The organism is Aeromonas sp. 603079, assembly GCF_049172135.1.
In the GTDB taxonomy this organism is placed as follows: Bacteria; Pseudomonadota; Gammaproteobacteria; order Enterobacterales; family Aeromonadaceae; genus Aeromonas; species Aeromonas veronii.
Genome location: NZ_JAAKPX010000017.1, coordinates 1 through 17,006, shown reverse-complemented (window position 1 = coordinate 17,006; position 17,006 = coordinate 1). Strand labels below are relative to the sequence as shown.

Below are 17,006 nucleotides of genomic sequence, written 5' to 3'. Positions count from 1 at the left end.
GATGAGGTTATGGGTAAGTCAGGTGCGTTATTGTCTGTTTCTTTTGTTGCCAACGACCATGAAAACGTTTTCCACTGATTTTCAAAAAAATCCCCGAGCAAGAGTTGGGGATGGTCGAATGACCGGAACATTCTACAATGGCGACACAAAAAGATAACGATTCAGGTTTGCAAGCCACTTCACAACTTGGGCACAGCAGACCGGTTGACAAAACTGGTATGGTTTCGGGAGATACTTCTCACCCCTTACCCCATGCGACCCCACCCGCGGTATCACAGGAGCCCTACGTGCACACCGTATTTTATGTTTCAGACGGCACCGCCATCACCGCCGAAGTGTTCGGCCACGCGGTACTGAGCCAGTTTCCGCTGGCCTTCGAGCAGATCACTATCCCCTTTGTGGAGACACTGGAGAAAGCCCGTCAGGTACGGATGCGGATCGACGAGCAGTTTCGCCAGACCGGGGTACGCCCCATTCTGTTTCACACCATCGTCGACCCGCTGGTACGGGAAGAGGTACTGAAATCGGAGGCGTGCGGCCACGACTTTCTCAATACCTTCGTCAGCCCGCTGGAGCAGGAGCTGGGGGTCAAAGCCGAGCCCCGCCTCCACCGCACCCACGGCATGGAGAACCGCAAGCTCTATGACGATCGCATCGAGGCGGTCAACTTCGCACTTGCCAACGACGATGGCATCACCACCAGGGAGTACGATGAGGCGGACATCATCCTGATCGGGGTCTCCCGCTGCGGCAAGACCCCCACCAGCCTCTATCTGGCGCTGCAGTTCGGCATTCGTGCCGCCAACTACCCCTTTATCGAGCAGGACATGGGCATGCTGGAGCTGCCCGCCCCCCTCAAGGCCAACCGTCACAAGCTGTTTGGCCTCACTATAGCGCCGCAGCGGCTGCACGAGATCCGTAACCAGCGCCGTGCCAACAGCCGCTACTCCTCCATCGAACAGTGCGAGCAGGAGCTGGCCTGCGTGGAGCGACTGTTTCGCCAGGAGGCGATCCGCTTCCTCGATACCAGCTCCCACTCGGTGGAGGAGATCAGCGCCAAGGTCCTCGAGGCAACCGGTCTGCGCCGCCAGCTCTGTTAAGCCAGCTTGACAGCTATCGGCATCAACAAAAGATAAAAATTACAGTGTCGCGGCGAAAGTCAGCTGTGGCGAACTGCAATTCACATAGATGACAGTGAAAAGCGTGGATAAAAAAGGGATAAGCACCACAAATGCTTATCCCTCTTCTTGTCGACCTTGGCGTTGTGCCCTTGTCACCTGCTGCCAGTTAGCCGCTATTCGATTCCGTTCTGCTGCGCTCGGCAAACACCCAGCGTTAACTAACGATTGAGCTCAGGGTTGTTCATCAACCGGGCATAGAAGGCCAGCAAACCGTGGCGCAGGCGAACCCGCTCCGCCAGCCAGCCGCCAACGAGCGCCCCCGTTACCCCACCCACCAGCAACAGCGACTGCCAGTAGTGCAGCAACTCCTGATCACCGAGTAACAGCCAACCCAGCAACATAATCGCGGCCACCAGCAACAACAGCGGACTGGCGGCAATCCCTAACCAGAGCGCCACCAGTACACCCTGGGCAACCCCTTGTTGCAGCACGCTTTCGCGCTCTCTGTACTCCAACTCCCTGCACTCTTCCCTGTACTCTCGCTTGTTTGGCATCATTTGCATCCATTTGTGGCCTGGCACCACAAAAGCACACCAACAATACAAAATGTCAATAAAACAGAATTCGATTGCGCAAACATCAACCAGAAACTGCCAAGAAGCCTCTTCAGATCATGAAAAAGCTGCCTTTGGTACAAAACACGGCCATTAGAGATGGAAAACAGGTGCATTCATGGCGGACTATCACTATTCTGCTTCGGTTGCCAGCCAACACTAAAAATTGAAAATGGCATGTCGTAACGAAATAAATACAGCTTTCGTCAGGTTTTGGCTACGCACTGCGGCCTGCTCAGGATGAGCCCAACACCGACCAGAGACAACAGAGACGTAAGGACAGACCCATGGATTTGAAACAAGACGGTGAGGATCTGAAGCGCGGCCTTAAAAACCGCCACATTCAGTTGATTGCTTTGGGCGGTGCCATCGGCACCGGCCTCTTTCTGGGCATTGCCCAAACCATCAAGATGGCAGGCCCCTCAGTCCTGCTGGGGTATGCCATCGGCGGCTTTATCGCCTTCCTGATCATGCGCCAGCTCGGTGAAATGGTGGTTGAAGAGCCGGTAGCTGGCTCCTTCAGCCACTTTGCCTACAAATACTGGGGCGAGTTTGCCGGTTTTGCGTCCGGCTGGAACTACTGGGTGCTCTACGTGCTGGTGAGCATGGCCGAGCTGACCGCAGTGGGCATCTATGTCCAGTACTGGTGGCCCGAGATCCCGACCTGGATGTCGGCAGCCTTCTTCTTCGTGCTGATCAACGCCATCAACCTCTCCAACGTCAAAGCGTTTGGCGAGATGGAGTTCTGGTTCGCCATCATCAAGGTGGTCGCCATCATCGGCATGATTGGCTTTGGTGGCTATCTGCTCCTCTCCGGTGCCGGCGGACCCGAGGCAAGCGTCACCAACCTGTGGGCACAAGGGGGCTTCTTCCCCAACGGCATCAGCGGTCTGGTGATGGCGATGGCGGTGATCATGTTCTCCTTCGGCGGTCTGGAGCTGGTGGGTATTACCGCCGCCGAAGCGGACAACCCCGAGAAGAGCATTCCCAAGGCCACCAATCAGGTGATCTACCGCATCCTCATCTTCTACATCGGCGCCCTGGCTATCCTGATGTCCCTCTATCCGTGGGGTAAAGTGGTGGAAGGCGGCAGCCCGTTCGTGATGATTTTCCACGCTCTGGACAGCAATCTGGTCGCCACCGTACTCAACATCGTGGTACTGACGGCGGCACTGTCGGTCTACAACAGCTGCGTCTACTGCAACAGCCGGATGCTGTTCGGTCTGGCCAAGCAGGGCAACGGCCCGAAAGCCCTGCTCAAGACCAACAAGAGCGGCGTGCCACTGGTTGCCCTCTCGGTCTCGGCCATCGCCACCCTGCTCTGCGTGCTGATCAACTACCTGATGCCGGGCAAGGCGTTCGGCCTGCTGATGGCGCTGGTGGTCTCCGCACTGGTGATCAACTGGGCGATGATCAGCCTCGCGCACCTCAATTTCCGCAAGGCCAAGGTCGCAGAGGGTGTCCAGCCCAAGTTCAAGGCGTTCTGGTACCCCTTCGGCAACTATCTCTGCCTCGCGTTCATGGCCGGTATTCTGGTGATCATGTATATGACCCCGGATTTTCGCATCTCGGTCGAACTGATCCCCGCCTGGCTGGTGGTACTGGGTATTGGCTTTGTCATCAAGCGCAAGGGACAGGCACAAAGCAAGGTTGCAGCCAATCTGGGTTAATGCCCGCAGCTGAGAAAAACAATGCAAAACGCCGATCGCATGATCGGCGTTTTTTTATTGCGCACAGCGCAACTGACAGCACGACTAGCAGCCGTAGCCCTCAGGAAGGCAGATCTTGCCGATGCTCTGGGCTGTTGACGCAACACTCATCGCGGAAAAAGGCGATGATCTCCTCCAGCACCGCGTATTGAGAGACGCAAAGCAGGGTGCGACTCTCCCGGTTTTGCTTCACCAGCCCCACCGAGACCAGCGCCGCGATATGGTGGCTGAGGGTGGAAGCGGGGATCACCAGCTGCTTTTGCAGCTCACCCACCGGCAGCCCCTGCTCTCCCGCCTTGACCAGATGCTTGAAGATAAACAGCCGGGTCGGATGACCCAGCTCTTTCAATGCCTTGGCGACCTCTTCCAGTTGCATCTCTGCGCCCTCCACGAATTTGATATTTCGATAATACCAGAAATATCTTGACCGACCATTTATTTCGATTATTTTGGAAATATAGAAACCAAGTGAGGGTACGACAATGAATGAGTGGTTAACCATGCTGACCGATGCAGCCCAGATGTTCCTGTTTCTGGCTGTCGAGCTGTCGGTGCTGTTTCTGGTCATTAGCGCCGGGGTCAGCCTGATCCGTCAGAAGATCCCCGACGGGAAGATCCAGCGGATGCTGGGGGCGAGACATGGCAAGGGCTATCTGCTCTCGGCCCTGCTCGGTGCCGTCACCCCCTTTTGCAGCTGCTCCACCATCCCCATGCTGAGAGGGCTGCTCTCGGCCAAGGCTGGCTTTGGCCCCACTCTCACCTTCCTGTTTATCTCGCCACTGCTGAACCCCATCATCGTCGGCTTGATGTGGGCCACCTTTGGCTGGAAAGTGACCCTGCTCTACGCCGTGATCGCCGCCAGCGTCTCCGTCATGGCGAGTATGCTGCTCGACAGATTGGGGTTCGAGCGCCATGTCATCGACCCCAAAGAGGCCACCCCCTCTTGCGGTAGCGGCTGTGGCCCGGCGACCCGCGCCACCACTCAAGCACATTGCAGTGACAACCAACGCAGTGCCATTCGCGCAATCAAACCCCTCAACGGGGCAGCGTGCTGCCCGACACCGCAACCAGAGATAGCAGAACAGTCCACCCTCTCCTGCTGCGGCGATGGCACGGCAGCCCTGACCAGAGCACCACAGCTCCCCACCGCCTTGGTCAAAGCTCGCATTGATGCCTGGCAGCAGTTCAATGCGGTATTACCCTTCCTGCTGCTGGGAGTGCTTATCGGCTCGTTTATTTACGGTTTTATTCCAGCCGAGTGGATCGCCGCCCATGCTGGCGCCGACAACCCGCTGGCCATCCCCTTCAGCGCCATCGTCGGGATCCCGCTCTACATCCGTGCCGAGGCCGTGATCCCGCTGGCGTCGGTACTGCTGGGCAAAGGGATGGGGATGGGCGCCGTCATGGCGCTGATCATCGGCAGTGCCGGCGCCAGCCTGACCGAGGTGATCCTGCTCAAATCCATGTTCAGAACCCCGATGATTGCGTCCTTCCTTACCGTGATCCTCGGCATGGCGATCCTGATGGGCTACCTGACGCAACTGCTGTTTTAAACCACCCATTTTTAAGCAGGCAGAGTGTTAAGCCAGCTGAGTGTGAAACCATCAGGCTTCACATAGACAAAACGCCGATCAACAGATCGGCGTTTTGCATGTTCTGTATGACAATCTGCAACCGGCGTTACAGATATTGCCCGACGATGGGGAGCAGACCCTCGACGTCACGGACGATATGGTCGGGTTGGTGTTCCCAGCGCTCCGGGGTCGCGCGGCTCTGCTCGCCAAGCGCCCCTTGCAAATGACGGGCAAACTGCACATCCGCTTCATGGTCACCGATATAGATCAGCGACTCGCACCAGGCTGGGCCGAAGATAGACTCCAGACATTTGAGGTCACCGAAAGGATGAGGTTTTTGCTGCACTCCGGGCACGTCATCATAGCCGACCACAGCCTTGAACCGGCTGTTCACGCCATGCAGTTCAAGCACCCGGAGAAGGTTTTTTAGGCGTTTTTCGAACAAATGCCATGGGAAATGGCAGAGAAATGGTCAATCACCGCCTCCAGCCCCGCAAAAAACCGCACCTCGGTCCGGTTCATCTCCTGATGCTTGGCCCACAGACTGCCAGCCAGCACCATCTCGTCCCGCGACAAACCGTAGTAATCCCTATAGAGATCCTGCCAGTTCTTGGCGGCGTGATTGGCATGGTGATACTCCGCTTCGCTGCGCAGATAACGAGGTAACTGATCGCCGGTCAGATGGGGGGCGACTTCAGCCAGGATCTGCTTGGCGATATCGATATTCTGCGGCACCGAATTGACCAGGGTGCCGTCATAATTCCATAAAATCGCCCCCAACTTAATTGCCTTACCTGTATCGCTGCGTGGCTATAAGTCATGCGATGTTACTTGGCTTGCGTCCCCCGCCAAACCGTTGCGATGGAAGATGTGTAGATGCCCCTGCTAGGCGCAGAACAGTTAATGAGCAACAACACAATAAAATGAGCAGCCTCTGCCATACTCAGACGATGTATTCCGTTATGGTAAAACCGGAGCCTGATCATGGTAACCAACACACCTCACACTAGAGATACCGAAGTTGAATTTACCGACAACGTCCAGTTGGTATCGACCACCGATCTCAAAGGGGACATCACCTACGCCAATCCGGCGTTTTGTCAGGTGGCAGGCTATAGCCTTGAAGAGATGCTGGGACAACATCACAACCTGGTACGCCACCCAGACATGCCCAAGGCGGCATTCGCCGATCTCTGGGCCCATCTAAAAGCGGGCAAGCCGTGGCGGGGCATAGTCAAAAACCGCTGCAAGGATGGTAGCTATTACTGGGTTGATGCCTATGTCACCCCGATCTATGAAGATGGCAAGATGGTGGGTTACCAATCCGTTCGTTGCCGACCCTCCGTAGAGCACAAAGCGCGTGCCAACAAGATGTACAAAACCCTTAAGGCACGCGAAACCGGCTCCGCCATTCACATGGGGCAGCGCCTGCTCACTCCGGCCATCATGACCATACCCCTGCTGCTGCTCAGCGTGATCAGCGCGCTCTGGCTGCTCACACCACTGCAGGCGCTCTGGATCATCATTCCCCTATTGGCCACCCTCTGGTTCAACCGTAATGCGCTCTTCCTCACACCGCGATTCTTGCAACAGCTTGAGCAGGACTACGACAGCATCAGCCGCCTGATCTTCTCGGGGGATGCCCCCCACAGCATTGCCGATTTCCATATCAAGCTCTGGCAAGCCAGAATCCGTACCGTGCTGGGAAGAGTCGATGACACCACACTCTCGCTCAATGCCATGGCCAACAATTTGAGTGGTTCGGCCGCACTGGCCAGCAGGGATATCTCCTCACAGGATATGCAAATTCAGCAAGTCGCCACCGCAGTTACCCAGATGGCATCAGCTGCCGAAGAGATCAGCCGCAATATTCAGGACAGCAACCAGCAGATCGAAGAGGCGCGCAACCATTGCATCACCACCAGCAATCAGCTTTCCGATGCGGGAGAAGAGATGTCGGCACTGGCTACCCAGGCAGAGCAGGCCTTCCAGTCAGCCGTCGAGCTGGCGAGCGAGTCCGAACGGATCGGCAGCATCATGAGTGAAATTCGCGGGATTGCGGATCAAACCAACCTGCTGGCACTCAATGCCTCCATTGAAGCAGCGCGGGCGGGCGATCAGGGACGCGGCTTTGCAGTGGTGGCTGACGAGGTACGCAGCCTGTCGACCAGAACCCATAGAGCAACAGAGCAGATCCAGAGCAGCATTGGTCATATCCAGCAAACCCTCGGGGGATGGAAAGAGATGATGCATCTCAATGTGACCAGAACCAATGATTGCCTCGCAACCACTCGGGCAAGCACCGGCAACCTGAATCAGGTCGTGATCGAAATAGACAAGGTCTCTGATTTTTCCAATCAAGTTTCCGCTGCAGCGACCCAGCAGCAAGCGGTGATCGAGGAGATCTGTCGTAATATCAATCAGATATCCTCACTTTCTCACGATAACAGCCTCAAAATCGATCAGGTCAGTAAAACCAGTGCCAACTTGCAGAGCAAAGCGAGCCAGCTCAAGGACCTAAGCCGGACATTCGGATAGCAGCATGCAGATAAAGTCCATGTAAACGAAGGGCCACCCGTCTGGGTGGCCCTGTTGTTTATACGGCTTAACTGTTGCTCCTGGACGCTACTTACTTGGCGTAATCCTCGGTCGGAATGCAGGAGCAGAACAGGTTGCGATCGCCGTAGACGTCGTCGATACGGTTGACCGACGGCCAAAGCTTGGCGGCGCGCACGGCCTCCGACGGGAACACCGCCTCGGCGCGGCTGTAGCCACGGGACCACTCAGCGTCCATCACGTCATCCTGGGTGTGCGGGGCATGGACCAGCGGGTTGTCGGTGAGACTCCACTGCCCGTCCTGCACCTTGGCAATCTCGGCGCGGATGGAAGTCATCGCCTCGACGAAACGGTCCAGCTCGCGCTTGGACTCTGACTCGGTCGGCTCGACCATCAGGGTACCCGCTACCGGGAAGCTCATGGTCGGCGCGTGGAAGCCGTAGTCCATCAACCGCTTGGCCACGTCCATCTCGCTGATGCCAGAGGCTTCTTTGAGCGGGCGGATATCCAGGATGCACTCGTGAGCCACCCGACCGTTGCGCCCGGAGTAGAGCACGGGGAAGGATTCACCCAGCTTCTTGGCCAGGTAGTTGGCGTTGAGGATGGCCACCTGAGTGGATTTCTTCAGCCCCTCGTCCCCCAGCATGGCGATGTACATCCAGCTGATGGGCAGGATGCTGGCCGAGCCGAACGGTGCCGCCGACACGGCGCCGTTGTTGCGGCTCTCCTTGTCGGTCTTGACCACGGCGTGACCGGCCACGAACGGCGCCAGGTGTTTCTTCACGCCGATGGGGCCCATGCCCGGGCCGCCACCGCCGTGAGGAATGGCGAAGGTCTTGTGCAGGTTGAGGTGGGATACGTCCGCCCCGATAAAGCCCGGAGCAGTGAGGCCCACCTGGGCGTTCATGTTGGCGCCGTCCAGATAGACCTGACCACCGTGCTGGTGAACGATGTCGCACACCTCCTTGATGGTCTCCTCGTACACCCCGTGGGTGGAGGGGTAGGTCACCATCAGACAGGAGAGCTGATCACCCGCCTCGGCGGCCTTGGCGCGCAAGTCGTCCAGATCCACGTTGCCCGACTTGTCACAGGCGGTGACGATGACCCGCAGGCCCGCCATCTGGGCGGAGGCCGGGTTGGTACCGTGCGCGGACGCCGGAATGAGGCAGATGTCGCGATGCCCCTCGCCGCGGGACTCGTGGTACTTCTTGATGGCGAGCAGGCCGGCGTATTCGCCCTGGGCACCGGAGTTGGGCTGCATGCAGACCGCATCGTAACCGGTCACCTTCACCAGCCAGTTTTCAAGGTCGGCCAGCAGCAGCTGATAGCCTTTGGCCTGGGCCAGCGGGGCGAACGGGTGCAGCTTGCCAAACTCGGGCCAGGTCACCGGGATCATCTCGGCGGTGGCGTTGAGCTTCATGGTGCAGGAGCCCAGGGAGATCATGGCGTAGTTGAGGGCCAGATCCTTGGCTTCGAGACGGTGGATGTAGCGCAGCATCTCGGTCTCGGAGTGGTACTTGTTGAACACCTCGTGGGTCAGCACGGCGTCGGTGCGCAGCAGATCCTGCGGGATGGCGTGATGGGCCTGGGCCGCCTGGTCGAGGGCCTCGATGTCCAGGCCGTGGCCTGTGCCCAGGAACAGTTCAAACAGCTCGGCCACATCGCCACGGGTGGTGGTTTCAGAGAGGGACACGCCCACCGCGCCGTCCAGATCCGCACGCAGGTTGATGCCGAGCCCCTCGGCCTTGGCGATCAACGCAGCCTTGTCGGCAGTCTGCACGGTCAGGGTATCGAACCAACTGGCATGCTTGAGGGACACGCCCTTGGCCTTGAGGCCGAGCGCCAGAATGGTGGTCAGACGGTGCACGCGGGAGGCGATGGTTTTCAGTCCCACCGGGCCGTGGTAGACGGCGTAGAAGCTCGCCATGTTGGCCAGCAGCACCTGAGCGGTACAGATGTTGGAGTTGGCCTTCTCGCGGCGGATATGCTGCTCACGGGTCTGCATCGCCATGCGCAGCGCGGCCTTGCCGCGGGCATCCTTGGAGACACCGATGATGCGGCCCGGCATGGAGCGCTTGTAGGCATCGCGAGTGGCGAAGAAGGCGGCGTGCGGGCCACCGTAGCCCATGGGTACGCCGAAGCGCTGGGCCGAGCCCAGCACCACGTCGGCACCCAGCTCGCCCGGGGATTTGAGCAGCAGCAGGGAGAGCAGGTCGGCGCTGACACAGGCCAGCCCTTTCTGGGCTTGTACGGCAGCAATCAGGGCCCGCAAGTCTTTCACTTCACCCGTGGTGGTGGGGTACTGGAACAGGGCGCCGAACACCTCTTCGGCGCAGGCCTGTGCGGCCGGGCCGACGGCCACGTCAAAACCGAAGTGAACCGCTCGCTCCTTGACCACGTCGATCACCTGCGGGTGCACGTCGTCGGCCACGAAGAAGAGGTTGGCTTTGGACTTGGCCATCCGCTTGGCCAGCGCCATCGCCTCGGCGGCGGCGGTTGCCTCATCCAGCAGGGAGGCACTGGCCAGATCCATGCCGGTCAAGTCCAGGGTCAGCTGCTGGAAGTTGAGTAGGGCTTCGAGACGGCCCTGCGCCAGCTCGGGCTGGTACGGGGTGTAGGCGGTATACCAGCCCGGGTTTTCCAGCACGTTGCGCAAGATGACGTGGGGCACGTGGGTATCGTGATAGCCCATGCCGATGTAGCTCTTGGCGACCTTGTTCTGAGCCGCATAGCCCTTGAGCTTGGCCAGCGCTTCCACCTCGGTCATGGAGGCGCCAATGCCGAGCGGACCCGGCCGGCGAATGGCGGCGGGGACAGTCTGCTCAATCAGATCATCCAGGCTCTCGGCGCCCACCACGGCCAGCAGGGCGCGCAGATCTTCCTCACCCGGCCCGATGTGACGGCGGATGAAATCGGTTTTTTGCTCGAGTTCAAACAGTGACTGGGTCATTTCCCTATTTCCTGATAAATAAGTCCTGGCATGACATCCTGATAACCAAGACCTGATGTTCCTGATCGTCGGTTGATACCGACTCCACTCATGTTCTGGGTCCCGCAGACAGGGGGCGGCACCGGATGCTGCGGCAGCATCGAGAGGGGATCGCCTAGTTGCGAACCGGCCTGTTTACCCCTAGGCTCCTAGGCTGGCAAACGGCAGGCGCGGACGACTTCACCCTTCCACCGGCCGGTGCTTGCCCGGCTGGCGGTCATACAAAGGGGCCCTGCTGTGTTGGCAGGGCCCGGGGGCATTACTCTTCGTCCACCACGTTCTGGTAGCCTTCGGCATCCAGCAGGTTGGCCAGCTCGCTCTCGTCATCGAGCTTGATGCGGAACAGCCAGCCAGCGCTGTAGGGGTCGGAGTTGACCAGCTCGGGGCTCCCTTCCAGCTCTTCGTTGACGGCGATGATCTCGCCGCTCACCGGGCTGTAGATATCGGAGGCCGCCTTGACCGACTCGGCCACGGCGCAGTCGTCACCGGCACTGACCTGCTTGCCCACTTCCGGCAGCTCGACAAACACCATGTCACCCAGCAGCTCCTGGGCGTGCTCGGTGATACCGACCACGGCCTCGCCGTTGGCTTCAACACGGATCCACTCGTGGGAAGTGGCATATTTCAGTTCGCTCGGGATATGGCTCATTTGTGCTTCCTTTGATCTTTGAGTCGCGTTTAAAAACGAATATGAAAAGGGATGGGGGAGGCACTGCCCTCCCCCAAAACGGTATTAAACCAGCTTCTGGCCGTTACGGACGAAAGCGGGCTTGGTGACCTTCACGGTGACCAGCTTCTTGCGGATCTCCACCTCGGCCAGCTCACCGATATCGCGGGGCACCCGCGCCAGGGCAATACTGTAGCCCAGGGTGGGGGAGAAAGAGCCGGAGGTGATCACACCTTCCCGCTTCTCACCGTTTGCCGCGGTGAAGGTAACCGGCATGCCGGCACGCAGCACCCCTTTCTCTTCCATCACCAGACCCACCAGCTTGGGCTGATTGCCCGCCGCTTTCTGCGCTTCCAGCACGTCGCGGCCGATGAAGTTGCGATCGCTCGGCTCCCAGGCGATGGTCCAGGCCATGTTGGCGGCGAGTGGAGAGATTGACTCGTCCATATCCTGACCGTAGAGGTTCATCCCCGCCTCGAGGCGCAGGGTATCGCGAGCACCGAGACCACACGGGGCCACGCCGTTATCCAGCAGCGCTTGCCACAGCTCGCAGGCTTTCTCTTGCGGCACCACGATTTCATAACCATCTTCGCCGGTGTAGCCGGTAGTGGCGATAAAGAGATCGCCAGCCTGCACGCCGAAGAAGGGTTTCATCCCCACCACGGCGGTACGCTGAGCGGCGCTCAGCACAGCAGCAGCCTTGACCTTGGCGTTGGGGCCCTGCACCGCAATCATCGCCAGCTCAGGACGCTCGGTTACTGTGATATCGAAATCGATGGCGTGATGGCGGATCCAGGCCAGATCCTTCTCGCGGGTAGCGGAGTTGACCACCAGCCGGTAGAAGGTATCGGTCAGGTAATAGGTGATGAGGTCATCGATCACGCCGCCTTCCGGATTGAGCATGCCGCTGTAGAGGGCCTTGCCGGGGACAGTGAGTTTGGCCACGTCGTTGGCCAGCAGGTGTTGCAGAAAGGCTTTGACCCGTTCGCCGGTCAAATCGACGATGGTCATGTGGGAGACATCGAACATACCGGCATCGCTGCGCACCGCGTGGTGCTCTTCCAGCTGGGAGCCGTAGTTGATGGGCATTTCCCAACCGTGGAAGTCCACCATCTTGGCGCCGGCTTCCAGGTGTTTGGGATGCAGTACAGTAGTCTGGATCATCGCATTCTTTCCTTAGCAAAAAGCCTTTTCGCTTTGGCGACCACCCTTGCGACCCGCGCCACCGCTCTGACTGCACTGCGTGCAACAAAAAGCGACCGGATCCAAAAGTGTGTGCTCGCTCCTGCCCTTGCCAGGCAAGAGGGATTCCTTGAACGGAGCGGATTATATGACAAGCAGGCGAGCGTGCCGCTCAAAAAAAACTAATCCCCTCCCGTAAAACTGACTCCAGACACTAAGATAAATGCAGTGATAAAAACAGCCATAAGCCGACTCATGCGAGATTAAATTTTGATTTTTACCGTTTCGTCACAATTTGCAGAAAAACGTTTCGCTCCAGAGCAAAATTAAAGGCTGACACCCAAAACGGGTCATCAGCCTTGTCGGATTACTTTTGTTGTCAAAAACGGCGAGTAATATTAGTTTTTTTCACCCTTGGCCTGCATGGCACTGCCCTTGGTCGCAGCAACAGCCCAGTCAGGACGGGCCAATGCGGGCAACTCTCCCTCCAGCCCCATGGCAGCGCGGATCACCCCCTCCTTGAAGGGCGTCAGCAGATTGGCCGCGCGCAATCCCACGCCCCGCACCAGCTTCTTGAGCGGGTTGGCCCCGCTGAACAACCGCTTGAGCCCTTCCATCGCCGCCAGCATGCGAGCCGCCTCGCTCTTGCGCCAGCGCTCGTAACTGCGCAGGTTGGCGAGCAGGCCGATATCCTCGCCCGCGGCATGATTTTGCAAGATCTGCTCCGCCAGCGCGGCAGCATCCAGCAGGCCAAGGTTGACCCCCTGCCCCGCCAGCGGGTGGATGGTGTGGGCAGCATCTCCCACCAGCACCAACCGCTCGCGAGCAAAATCGCGGGCATAGCGGGCGGTAAGAGGAATCGCGCTGCGCGGCCCCTCCACCTTGCACAGACCGAGCCGGGCATCGAAGGCGGTGGTGAGCTGGCGGTTGAACTGCTCGTCGTCACAGGCGCAGAGCACCTCGGCACGAGCCGCAGGCAGCGACCAGACGATGGAGCAGAGGTTCTCCTTCCACAGCGGCAAAAAGGCGAGCGGGCCATCCGGGGTGAAGATCTGGCGAGCAACCGCTTCATGGGGTTCGGCGCAGCGCACCGTCGCCACCAGGGCGTGGTGGCCATAATCCCAACTGGTGAGCGGGATATCAGCCTGACGGCGTACCCAGGAGTGGGCGCCATCGGCGGCAACTACCAGTTTGGCAGAGATGGCCTGACCATCTTCAAGGAGCAGCAAGGCGCCCGCCGGGCCGCTCTGCAGGCTCTTGGCTCTGGCGGGGGTCAGCAGCTGGATATTGCTGGCACCTTCAATCGCCTCAAGCAGCGCCAGCTGGATCACCCGATTCTCGACGATGTGGCCGAGGTTGGCCTGACGCAGGCTGGCGGCATCGAAGTCGATATGGCCGAAACTGTCCTGCTCCCACACCGCCATCTTGTCGTAGGTCTGCAGGCGGCGCGCTTCAATGCCGTCCCAGGCGCCGACATGGCGCAGGATCTGCTGGCTGGCCAGACTCAGGGCACTGACCCGATTATCGGCCACCTCCCCCAGCTGCGGATCGGGCAGTTGTCCCTCCACCACCAGCACCTTGAGGGCGCTATGTTTCAAGGCCGCAGCGAGCCCAAGCCCTACCATGCCGCCACCGACAATCACCACATCCACATTTTGCATCTGCATCATCTCATCCTTTCAGGGCTGACCGGCTGGCCAGCGAGGGGACGCCCGCAGGCATCACCTCTTTATTCAATAGGTTTTGATCAACGAATGGCGGTCACCATCTTCCGGTCAACAGGTTCCACTCAACAAGTGCTGGCTAGTTGCCGCACACATCGGCGACAAAGCCCAGGGTGCGCGAGGCAAGCGGCGCCTTGAGGCACGGGAATCGCCACATTAGGGTGAGCGCCAGATTGCGCCCCGCCACCAGCGGGTCGTGACCATTGGAGAAGAGCTGGGCCAGCGAGGAGGTGAGCCAGACAGTCTGCGCCTGATCGCGCTGACGCTGCTGCCAGTAGCCGCTCAGCACCTTGAAGCTACCGATATCCTCCCCCTCTGCCAACGTCTTGGCTACGGCGCCGGTAAGCAGGTCCAGATCCCGCATCCCGAGGTTGAAGCCCTGTCCGGCAATCGGGTGCAGCGCGTGGGCGGCATTACCGACCAGCACGGTGCGCTGGGCCAGCGGGTAGTCGCAGGCGGTCAGAATGAGCGGATAGACATTACGCACGCCACATCGCTCGAAGCGACCGAGCCGCCAGCCAAAGGCCTGCTGCAGACGGGCAAGAAACGCCTCCTCATCGAGGGCCATCAGCTCATCCACCTCATGCTGCCCGACGCTCCATACCAGCGAGGAGAGCCCATCCTGCATCGGCAACAGGGCCAGCGGCCCCCCTTCGGTAAAACGCTCGAAGGCGCGTCCCTCAGGGTCTTGCGCCGTTTTGACCGTGGCGATGATGGCGTGCTGCTCAAAGTCGTGGCGGGTCACCGGCAACTTGAAGTGCTGACGCACAAAGGAGTTGCCGCCGTCTGCCGCCACCAGCAGGCGGGTCTCAATCTGTTCACCGCTCTCGAGGGTGAGGGTCACCTTCTCCTCATCGGGCGCAATCTCACTCACCCGAGCCGGACAGCAGACCCGGATATTGGGAGAGGCCGCCATCGCCCGTTGCAGCTCATGACCGGCAGCTGCCAGCTCGATCACCTGGCCCAGCGCGGGCAGACCGTATTCAGCGGCCGACAGGCGAGCCTGACCGAAGTGGCCCCGATCCGAGACATGAATCTGGGTAATGGGAGCGCAATGGGGGGCAAATAGCGGCCAGAGTCCGCGTCGCAACAGCGCATCACAGGTACCGGCCGAGAGCGCAATGGCGCGGGCGTCGAACCCTGAATGGGTGTGCTGTTCGGGGACGCTTGCCTCCAGCAGCAGGATCTCGAGGGGGGAGCCATCGGATCGAAGCAGGGCTGCCAGCGAGAGGGCCAGCAAGGCACCGCTCATTCCACCGCCGACCAGGGTGACATCGACCTGTCGCACATCAGATTGAGACATAAGCAGAGAGGAAGAAGTGAAAAAGGTTGCCTCATGCTATCACAAAGCCGCTGGCCGAATGCGAGGTCACCGGCAAAAAACCGGTTGCGCCTCACAGGGTTAGCCACCACAAGGGAATAAAAAAGAGCGCCATCAGGCGCTCTTGCAGATTCAGTAAGGGTCGCGTTGACCCGCACCTCAATGCAGGGTCGGCGGCGCGCTCGGGGTATCGGGGCGCTTGCCAAACTCTTCGAAGGCCATCATGACCCCCAGTTTGACGTGTTCGTAGAGCACCAGGAAGGAGGCTTCGTTCTCGTCATCTTCCTGATCGAACTCGGCAGAGACCTGAGTGATGCTGGCGATATCCTGGATCATCTCCTGCAACTCTTCCGACGCGCGCGACAACTCCTGCTGCACCACGCCGAAACCGGCCAGAAACGCCTGTGACCAGTCCACCAGCGAATCGATGCGCTCGTCGAGGGGAGCATCATCACTTGGCAGCAGCAGCTCGACGCCCTTCTGGGCCATCAAGCTCTCGACCACATTGTGATAAAGATCGGTCATCACCTGGCGCACCGGGGCCGGCAGGCCGAAACCGTCGTTCACCAGATCGTTGAAATGGGGCACCCAACTCTTGTCGTCCAGTGCCACACCGCCGCACACCAGACCGCAGATCACACCATGGGCCTCTACTGCGCTGGCCATCAGCTCATGTTGTTCCATGATGTCGGCCACTGCCGCATATTTAAGGGGGTTCGTTTTGCTCATCGAGGATCCGCTCAAAGTTCAGTCAAATTTGCAGAATTAATGGTCAGGATCCTAGCATTCTCCCTCTTGCAGAGCCAGCAAGGCCTTGAAACTTATGCATCTGCGCTATATAGTCCCGCCCAGTTGTCCACGTGGATAAAGGCGGAAATCAGCTCCGCCGTATTGAGGAAGGCATGAGCACAGAGGCCGTAGAAATCGTCATTTTGGGACGTCCCTACAAGGTATCCTGTCCCTTGGGACAGCAGGATGCCCTGCGCCAGGCCGCCGAGCAGCTGACCGACAAGTTGATCGACCTGCGTCAACGCTCCAAAGTCTCCAGCAACGAGCAATTGGCTATCATGGCGGCGCTCAATTTCTGTCATGAGCTCTGCCTTGAAAAAGAGAAGAACCACCAATACTCTGAGACCATGGACAAGCGGATCAAGATGCTGCAGCGCACCATCGAAGCGGCCCTGATCGAGCACGGACAATATGGTGATGCCAGCGAAGAGGGGCAACAGCCCTAATCGCAAACCGTTTTAAAATTCCCTGGGATGTTTGTCAGCCGGTTCAAGTCCCCGAGCCGATATTCATACCAAACAGGGGATCTGCCTTCTGGCTATTGCGCATGCTCGGCACGACCGAGAAGCCTGCGGTCAGATCCGATCCCCGCCTTGAACCGACGGTTCAAGGGCCCAAACCGGCAACGGCATCTCGGGGTACCAACAGTAAAAGCCCGTCACCAACGTGACGGGCTTTTTCTTGGCTATGTCCCAATTACGTGTTGCATGGGGCGCCCCAGGGCCTCATACAAACACACTTTGATATTTACGCCTTTTCC

At 59.1% G+C, this 17,006-nt stretch carries 16 protein-coding genes and 1 other RNA gene; 7 read left to right on the top strand and 10 right to left on the bottom strand.

The window, feature by feature from the left end:
- Positions 1 to 287 precede the first annotated feature (287 nt).
- Positions 288 to 1,100 (top strand): posphoenolpyruvate synthetase regulatory kinase/phosphorylase PpsR, encoded by an 813-nt coding sequence (gene ppsR / locus G5287_RS13755; RefSeq protein ID WP_005333888.1) that lies wholly within the window; start codon positions 288 to 290, stop codon positions 1,098 to 1,100.
- A gap of 239 nt (positions 1,101 to 1,339) precedes the next feature.
- Here the strand turns inward: ppsR and G5287_RS13750 are convergent, their stop codons facing one another.
- Positions 1,340 to 1,636, bottom strand: coding sequence for a hypothetical protein (locus tag G5287_RS13750; protein WP_266133859.1), 297 nt, complete (start codon positions 1,634 to 1,636; stop codon positions 1,340 to 1,342).
- A gap of 386 nt (positions 1,637 to 2,022) precedes the next feature.
- Between G5287_RS13750 and G5287_RS13745 the strand changes: the two genes are divergently transcribed.
- A complete protein-coding gene (locus tag G5287_RS13745) occupies positions 2,023 to 3,405 on the top strand; it encodes an amino acid permease (protein ID WP_421231446.1) in 1,383 nt (460 codons plus the stop codon).
- A gap of 100 nt (positions 3,406 to 3,505) precedes the next feature.
- Here the strand turns inward: G5287_RS13745 and G5287_RS13740 are convergent, their stop codons facing one another.
- On the bottom strand, positions 3,506 to 3,820 hold the full coding sequence (locus G5287_RS13740) for an ArsR/SmtB family transcription factor (RefSeq protein WP_179902034.1): 315 nt from the start codon (positions 3,818 to 3,820) through the stop codon (positions 3,506 to 3,508).
- 106 nt (positions 3,821 to 3,926) lie between these two features.
- Here G5287_RS13740 and G5287_RS13735 point away from each other — a divergent pair, with 106 nt between their 5' ends.
- Entirely contained in the window at positions 3,927 to 4,997 is a 1,071-nt protein-coding gene (locus G5287_RS13735; RefSeq protein WP_421231445.1) for a permease, read from the top strand.
- 127 nt (positions 4,998 to 5,124) lie between these two features.
- Here G5287_RS13735 and G5287_RS13730 read toward each other — a convergent pair whose 3' ends face one another.
- Both G5287_RS13730 and G5287_RS13725 read right to left on the bottom strand, forming a co-directional pair.
- Complete coding sequence (locus G5287_RS13730) at positions 5,125 to 5,412, bottom strand: HAD family hydrolase (RefSeq protein WP_421231444.1); 288 nt, start codon at positions 5,410 to 5,412, stop codon at positions 5,125 to 5,127.
- Positions 5,413 to 5,444: 32 nt separating this feature from the next.
- Positions 5,445 to 5,798 (bottom strand): HAD family hydrolase, encoded by a 354-nt coding sequence (locus G5287_RS13725; RefSeq protein WP_227340764.1) that lies wholly within the window; start codon positions 5,796 to 5,798, stop codon positions 5,445 to 5,447.
- A 204-nt stretch (positions 5,799 to 6,002) separates the two neighbouring features.
- Here G5287_RS13725 and G5287_RS13720 point away from each other — a divergent pair, with 204 nt between their 5' ends.
- Positions 6,003 to 7,556 (top strand): methyl-accepting chemotaxis protein, encoded by a 1,554-nt coding sequence (locus tag G5287_RS13720; protein WP_227340765.1) that lies wholly within the window; start codon positions 6,003 to 6,005, stop codon positions 7,554 to 7,556.
- 91 nt (positions 7,557 to 7,647) lie between these two features.
- On the opposite strand, the gene gcvP is transcribed toward G5287_RS13720, so the two are convergent.
- The 3 genes from gcvP to gcvT all read right to left on the bottom strand — a co-directional run bounded on the left by gcvP (position 7,648) and on the right by gcvT (position 12,394).
- Positions 7,648 to 10,524, bottom strand: a complete 2,877-nt coding sequence (gene gcvP, locus G5287_RS13715; protein ID WP_227340766.1) for an aminomethyl-transferring glycine dehydrogenase — start codon at positions 10,522 to 10,524, stop codon at positions 7,648 to 7,650.
- A gap of 298 nt (positions 10,525 to 10,822) precedes the next feature.
- Positions 10,823 to 11,212 carry a glycine cleavage system protein GcvH gene (gene gcvH / locus G5287_RS13710; protein WP_005333898.1) on the bottom strand — a complete coding sequence of 130 codons (390 nt, stop codon included), beginning with the start codon at positions 11,210 to 11,212 and terminating at the stop codon, positions 10,823 to 10,825.
- Between the two features lie 84 nt (positions 11,213 to 11,296).
- Complete coding sequence (gene gcvT / locus G5287_RS13705; protein ID WP_075115155.1) at positions 11,297 to 12,394, bottom strand: glycine cleavage system aminomethyltransferase GcvT; 1,098 nt, start codon at positions 12,392 to 12,394, stop codon at positions 11,297 to 11,299.
- Between gcvT and G5287_RS13700 the strand changes: the two genes are divergently transcribed.
- Complete coding sequence (locus G5287_RS13700; RefSeq protein ID WP_041915404.1) at positions 12,371 to 12,598, top strand: hypothetical protein; 228 nt, start codon at positions 12,371 to 12,373, stop codon at positions 12,596 to 12,598. The two genes, gcvT and G5287_RS13700, sit on opposite strands and share 24 nt — an antisense overlap.
- Positions 12,599 to 12,810: 212 nt before the next feature.
- Here G5287_RS13700 and G5287_RS13695 read toward each other — a convergent pair whose 3' ends face one another.
- The 3 genes from G5287_RS13695 to G5287_RS13685 all read right to left on the bottom strand — a co-directional run bounded on the left by G5287_RS13695 (position 12,811) and on the right by G5287_RS13685 (position 16,186).
- Positions 12,811 to 14,079 (bottom strand): FAD-dependent 2-octaprenylphenol hydroxylase, encoded by a 1,269-nt coding sequence (locus G5287_RS13695; protein WP_227343070.1) that lies wholly within the window; start codon positions 14,077 to 14,079, stop codon positions 12,811 to 12,813.
- A gap of 136 nt (positions 14,080 to 14,215) precedes the next feature.
- Positions 14,216 to 15,439 (bottom strand): 2-octaprenyl-6-methoxyphenyl hydroxylase, encoded by a 1,224-nt coding sequence (gene ubiH, locus G5287_RS13690; RefSeq protein ID WP_421231443.1) that lies wholly within the window; start codon positions 15,437 to 15,439, stop codon positions 14,216 to 14,218.
- Positions 15,440 to 15,616: 177 nt separating this feature from the next.
- Positions 15,617 to 16,186 (bottom strand): UPF0149 family protein, encoded by a 570-nt coding sequence (locus G5287_RS13685; protein ID WP_005346580.1) that lies wholly within the window; start codon positions 16,184 to 16,186, stop codon positions 15,617 to 15,619.
- Between the two features lie 173 nt (positions 16,187 to 16,359).
- On the opposite strand from G5287_RS13685, the gene zapA reads away from it, so the two are divergent.
- Both zapA and ssrS read left to right on the top strand, forming a co-directional pair.
- Positions 16,360 to 16,692, top strand: a complete 333-nt coding sequence (zapA, locus tag G5287_RS13680) for a cell division protein ZapA (RefSeq protein WP_167558254.1) — start codon at positions 16,360 to 16,362, stop codon at positions 16,690 to 16,692.
- Positions 16,693 to 16,708: 16 nt separating this feature from the next.
- Positions 16,709 to 16,890: non-coding RNA, 6S RNA (gene ssrS / locus G5287_RS13675), on the top strand.
- Positions 16,891 to 17,006: the final 116 nt, after the last annotated feature.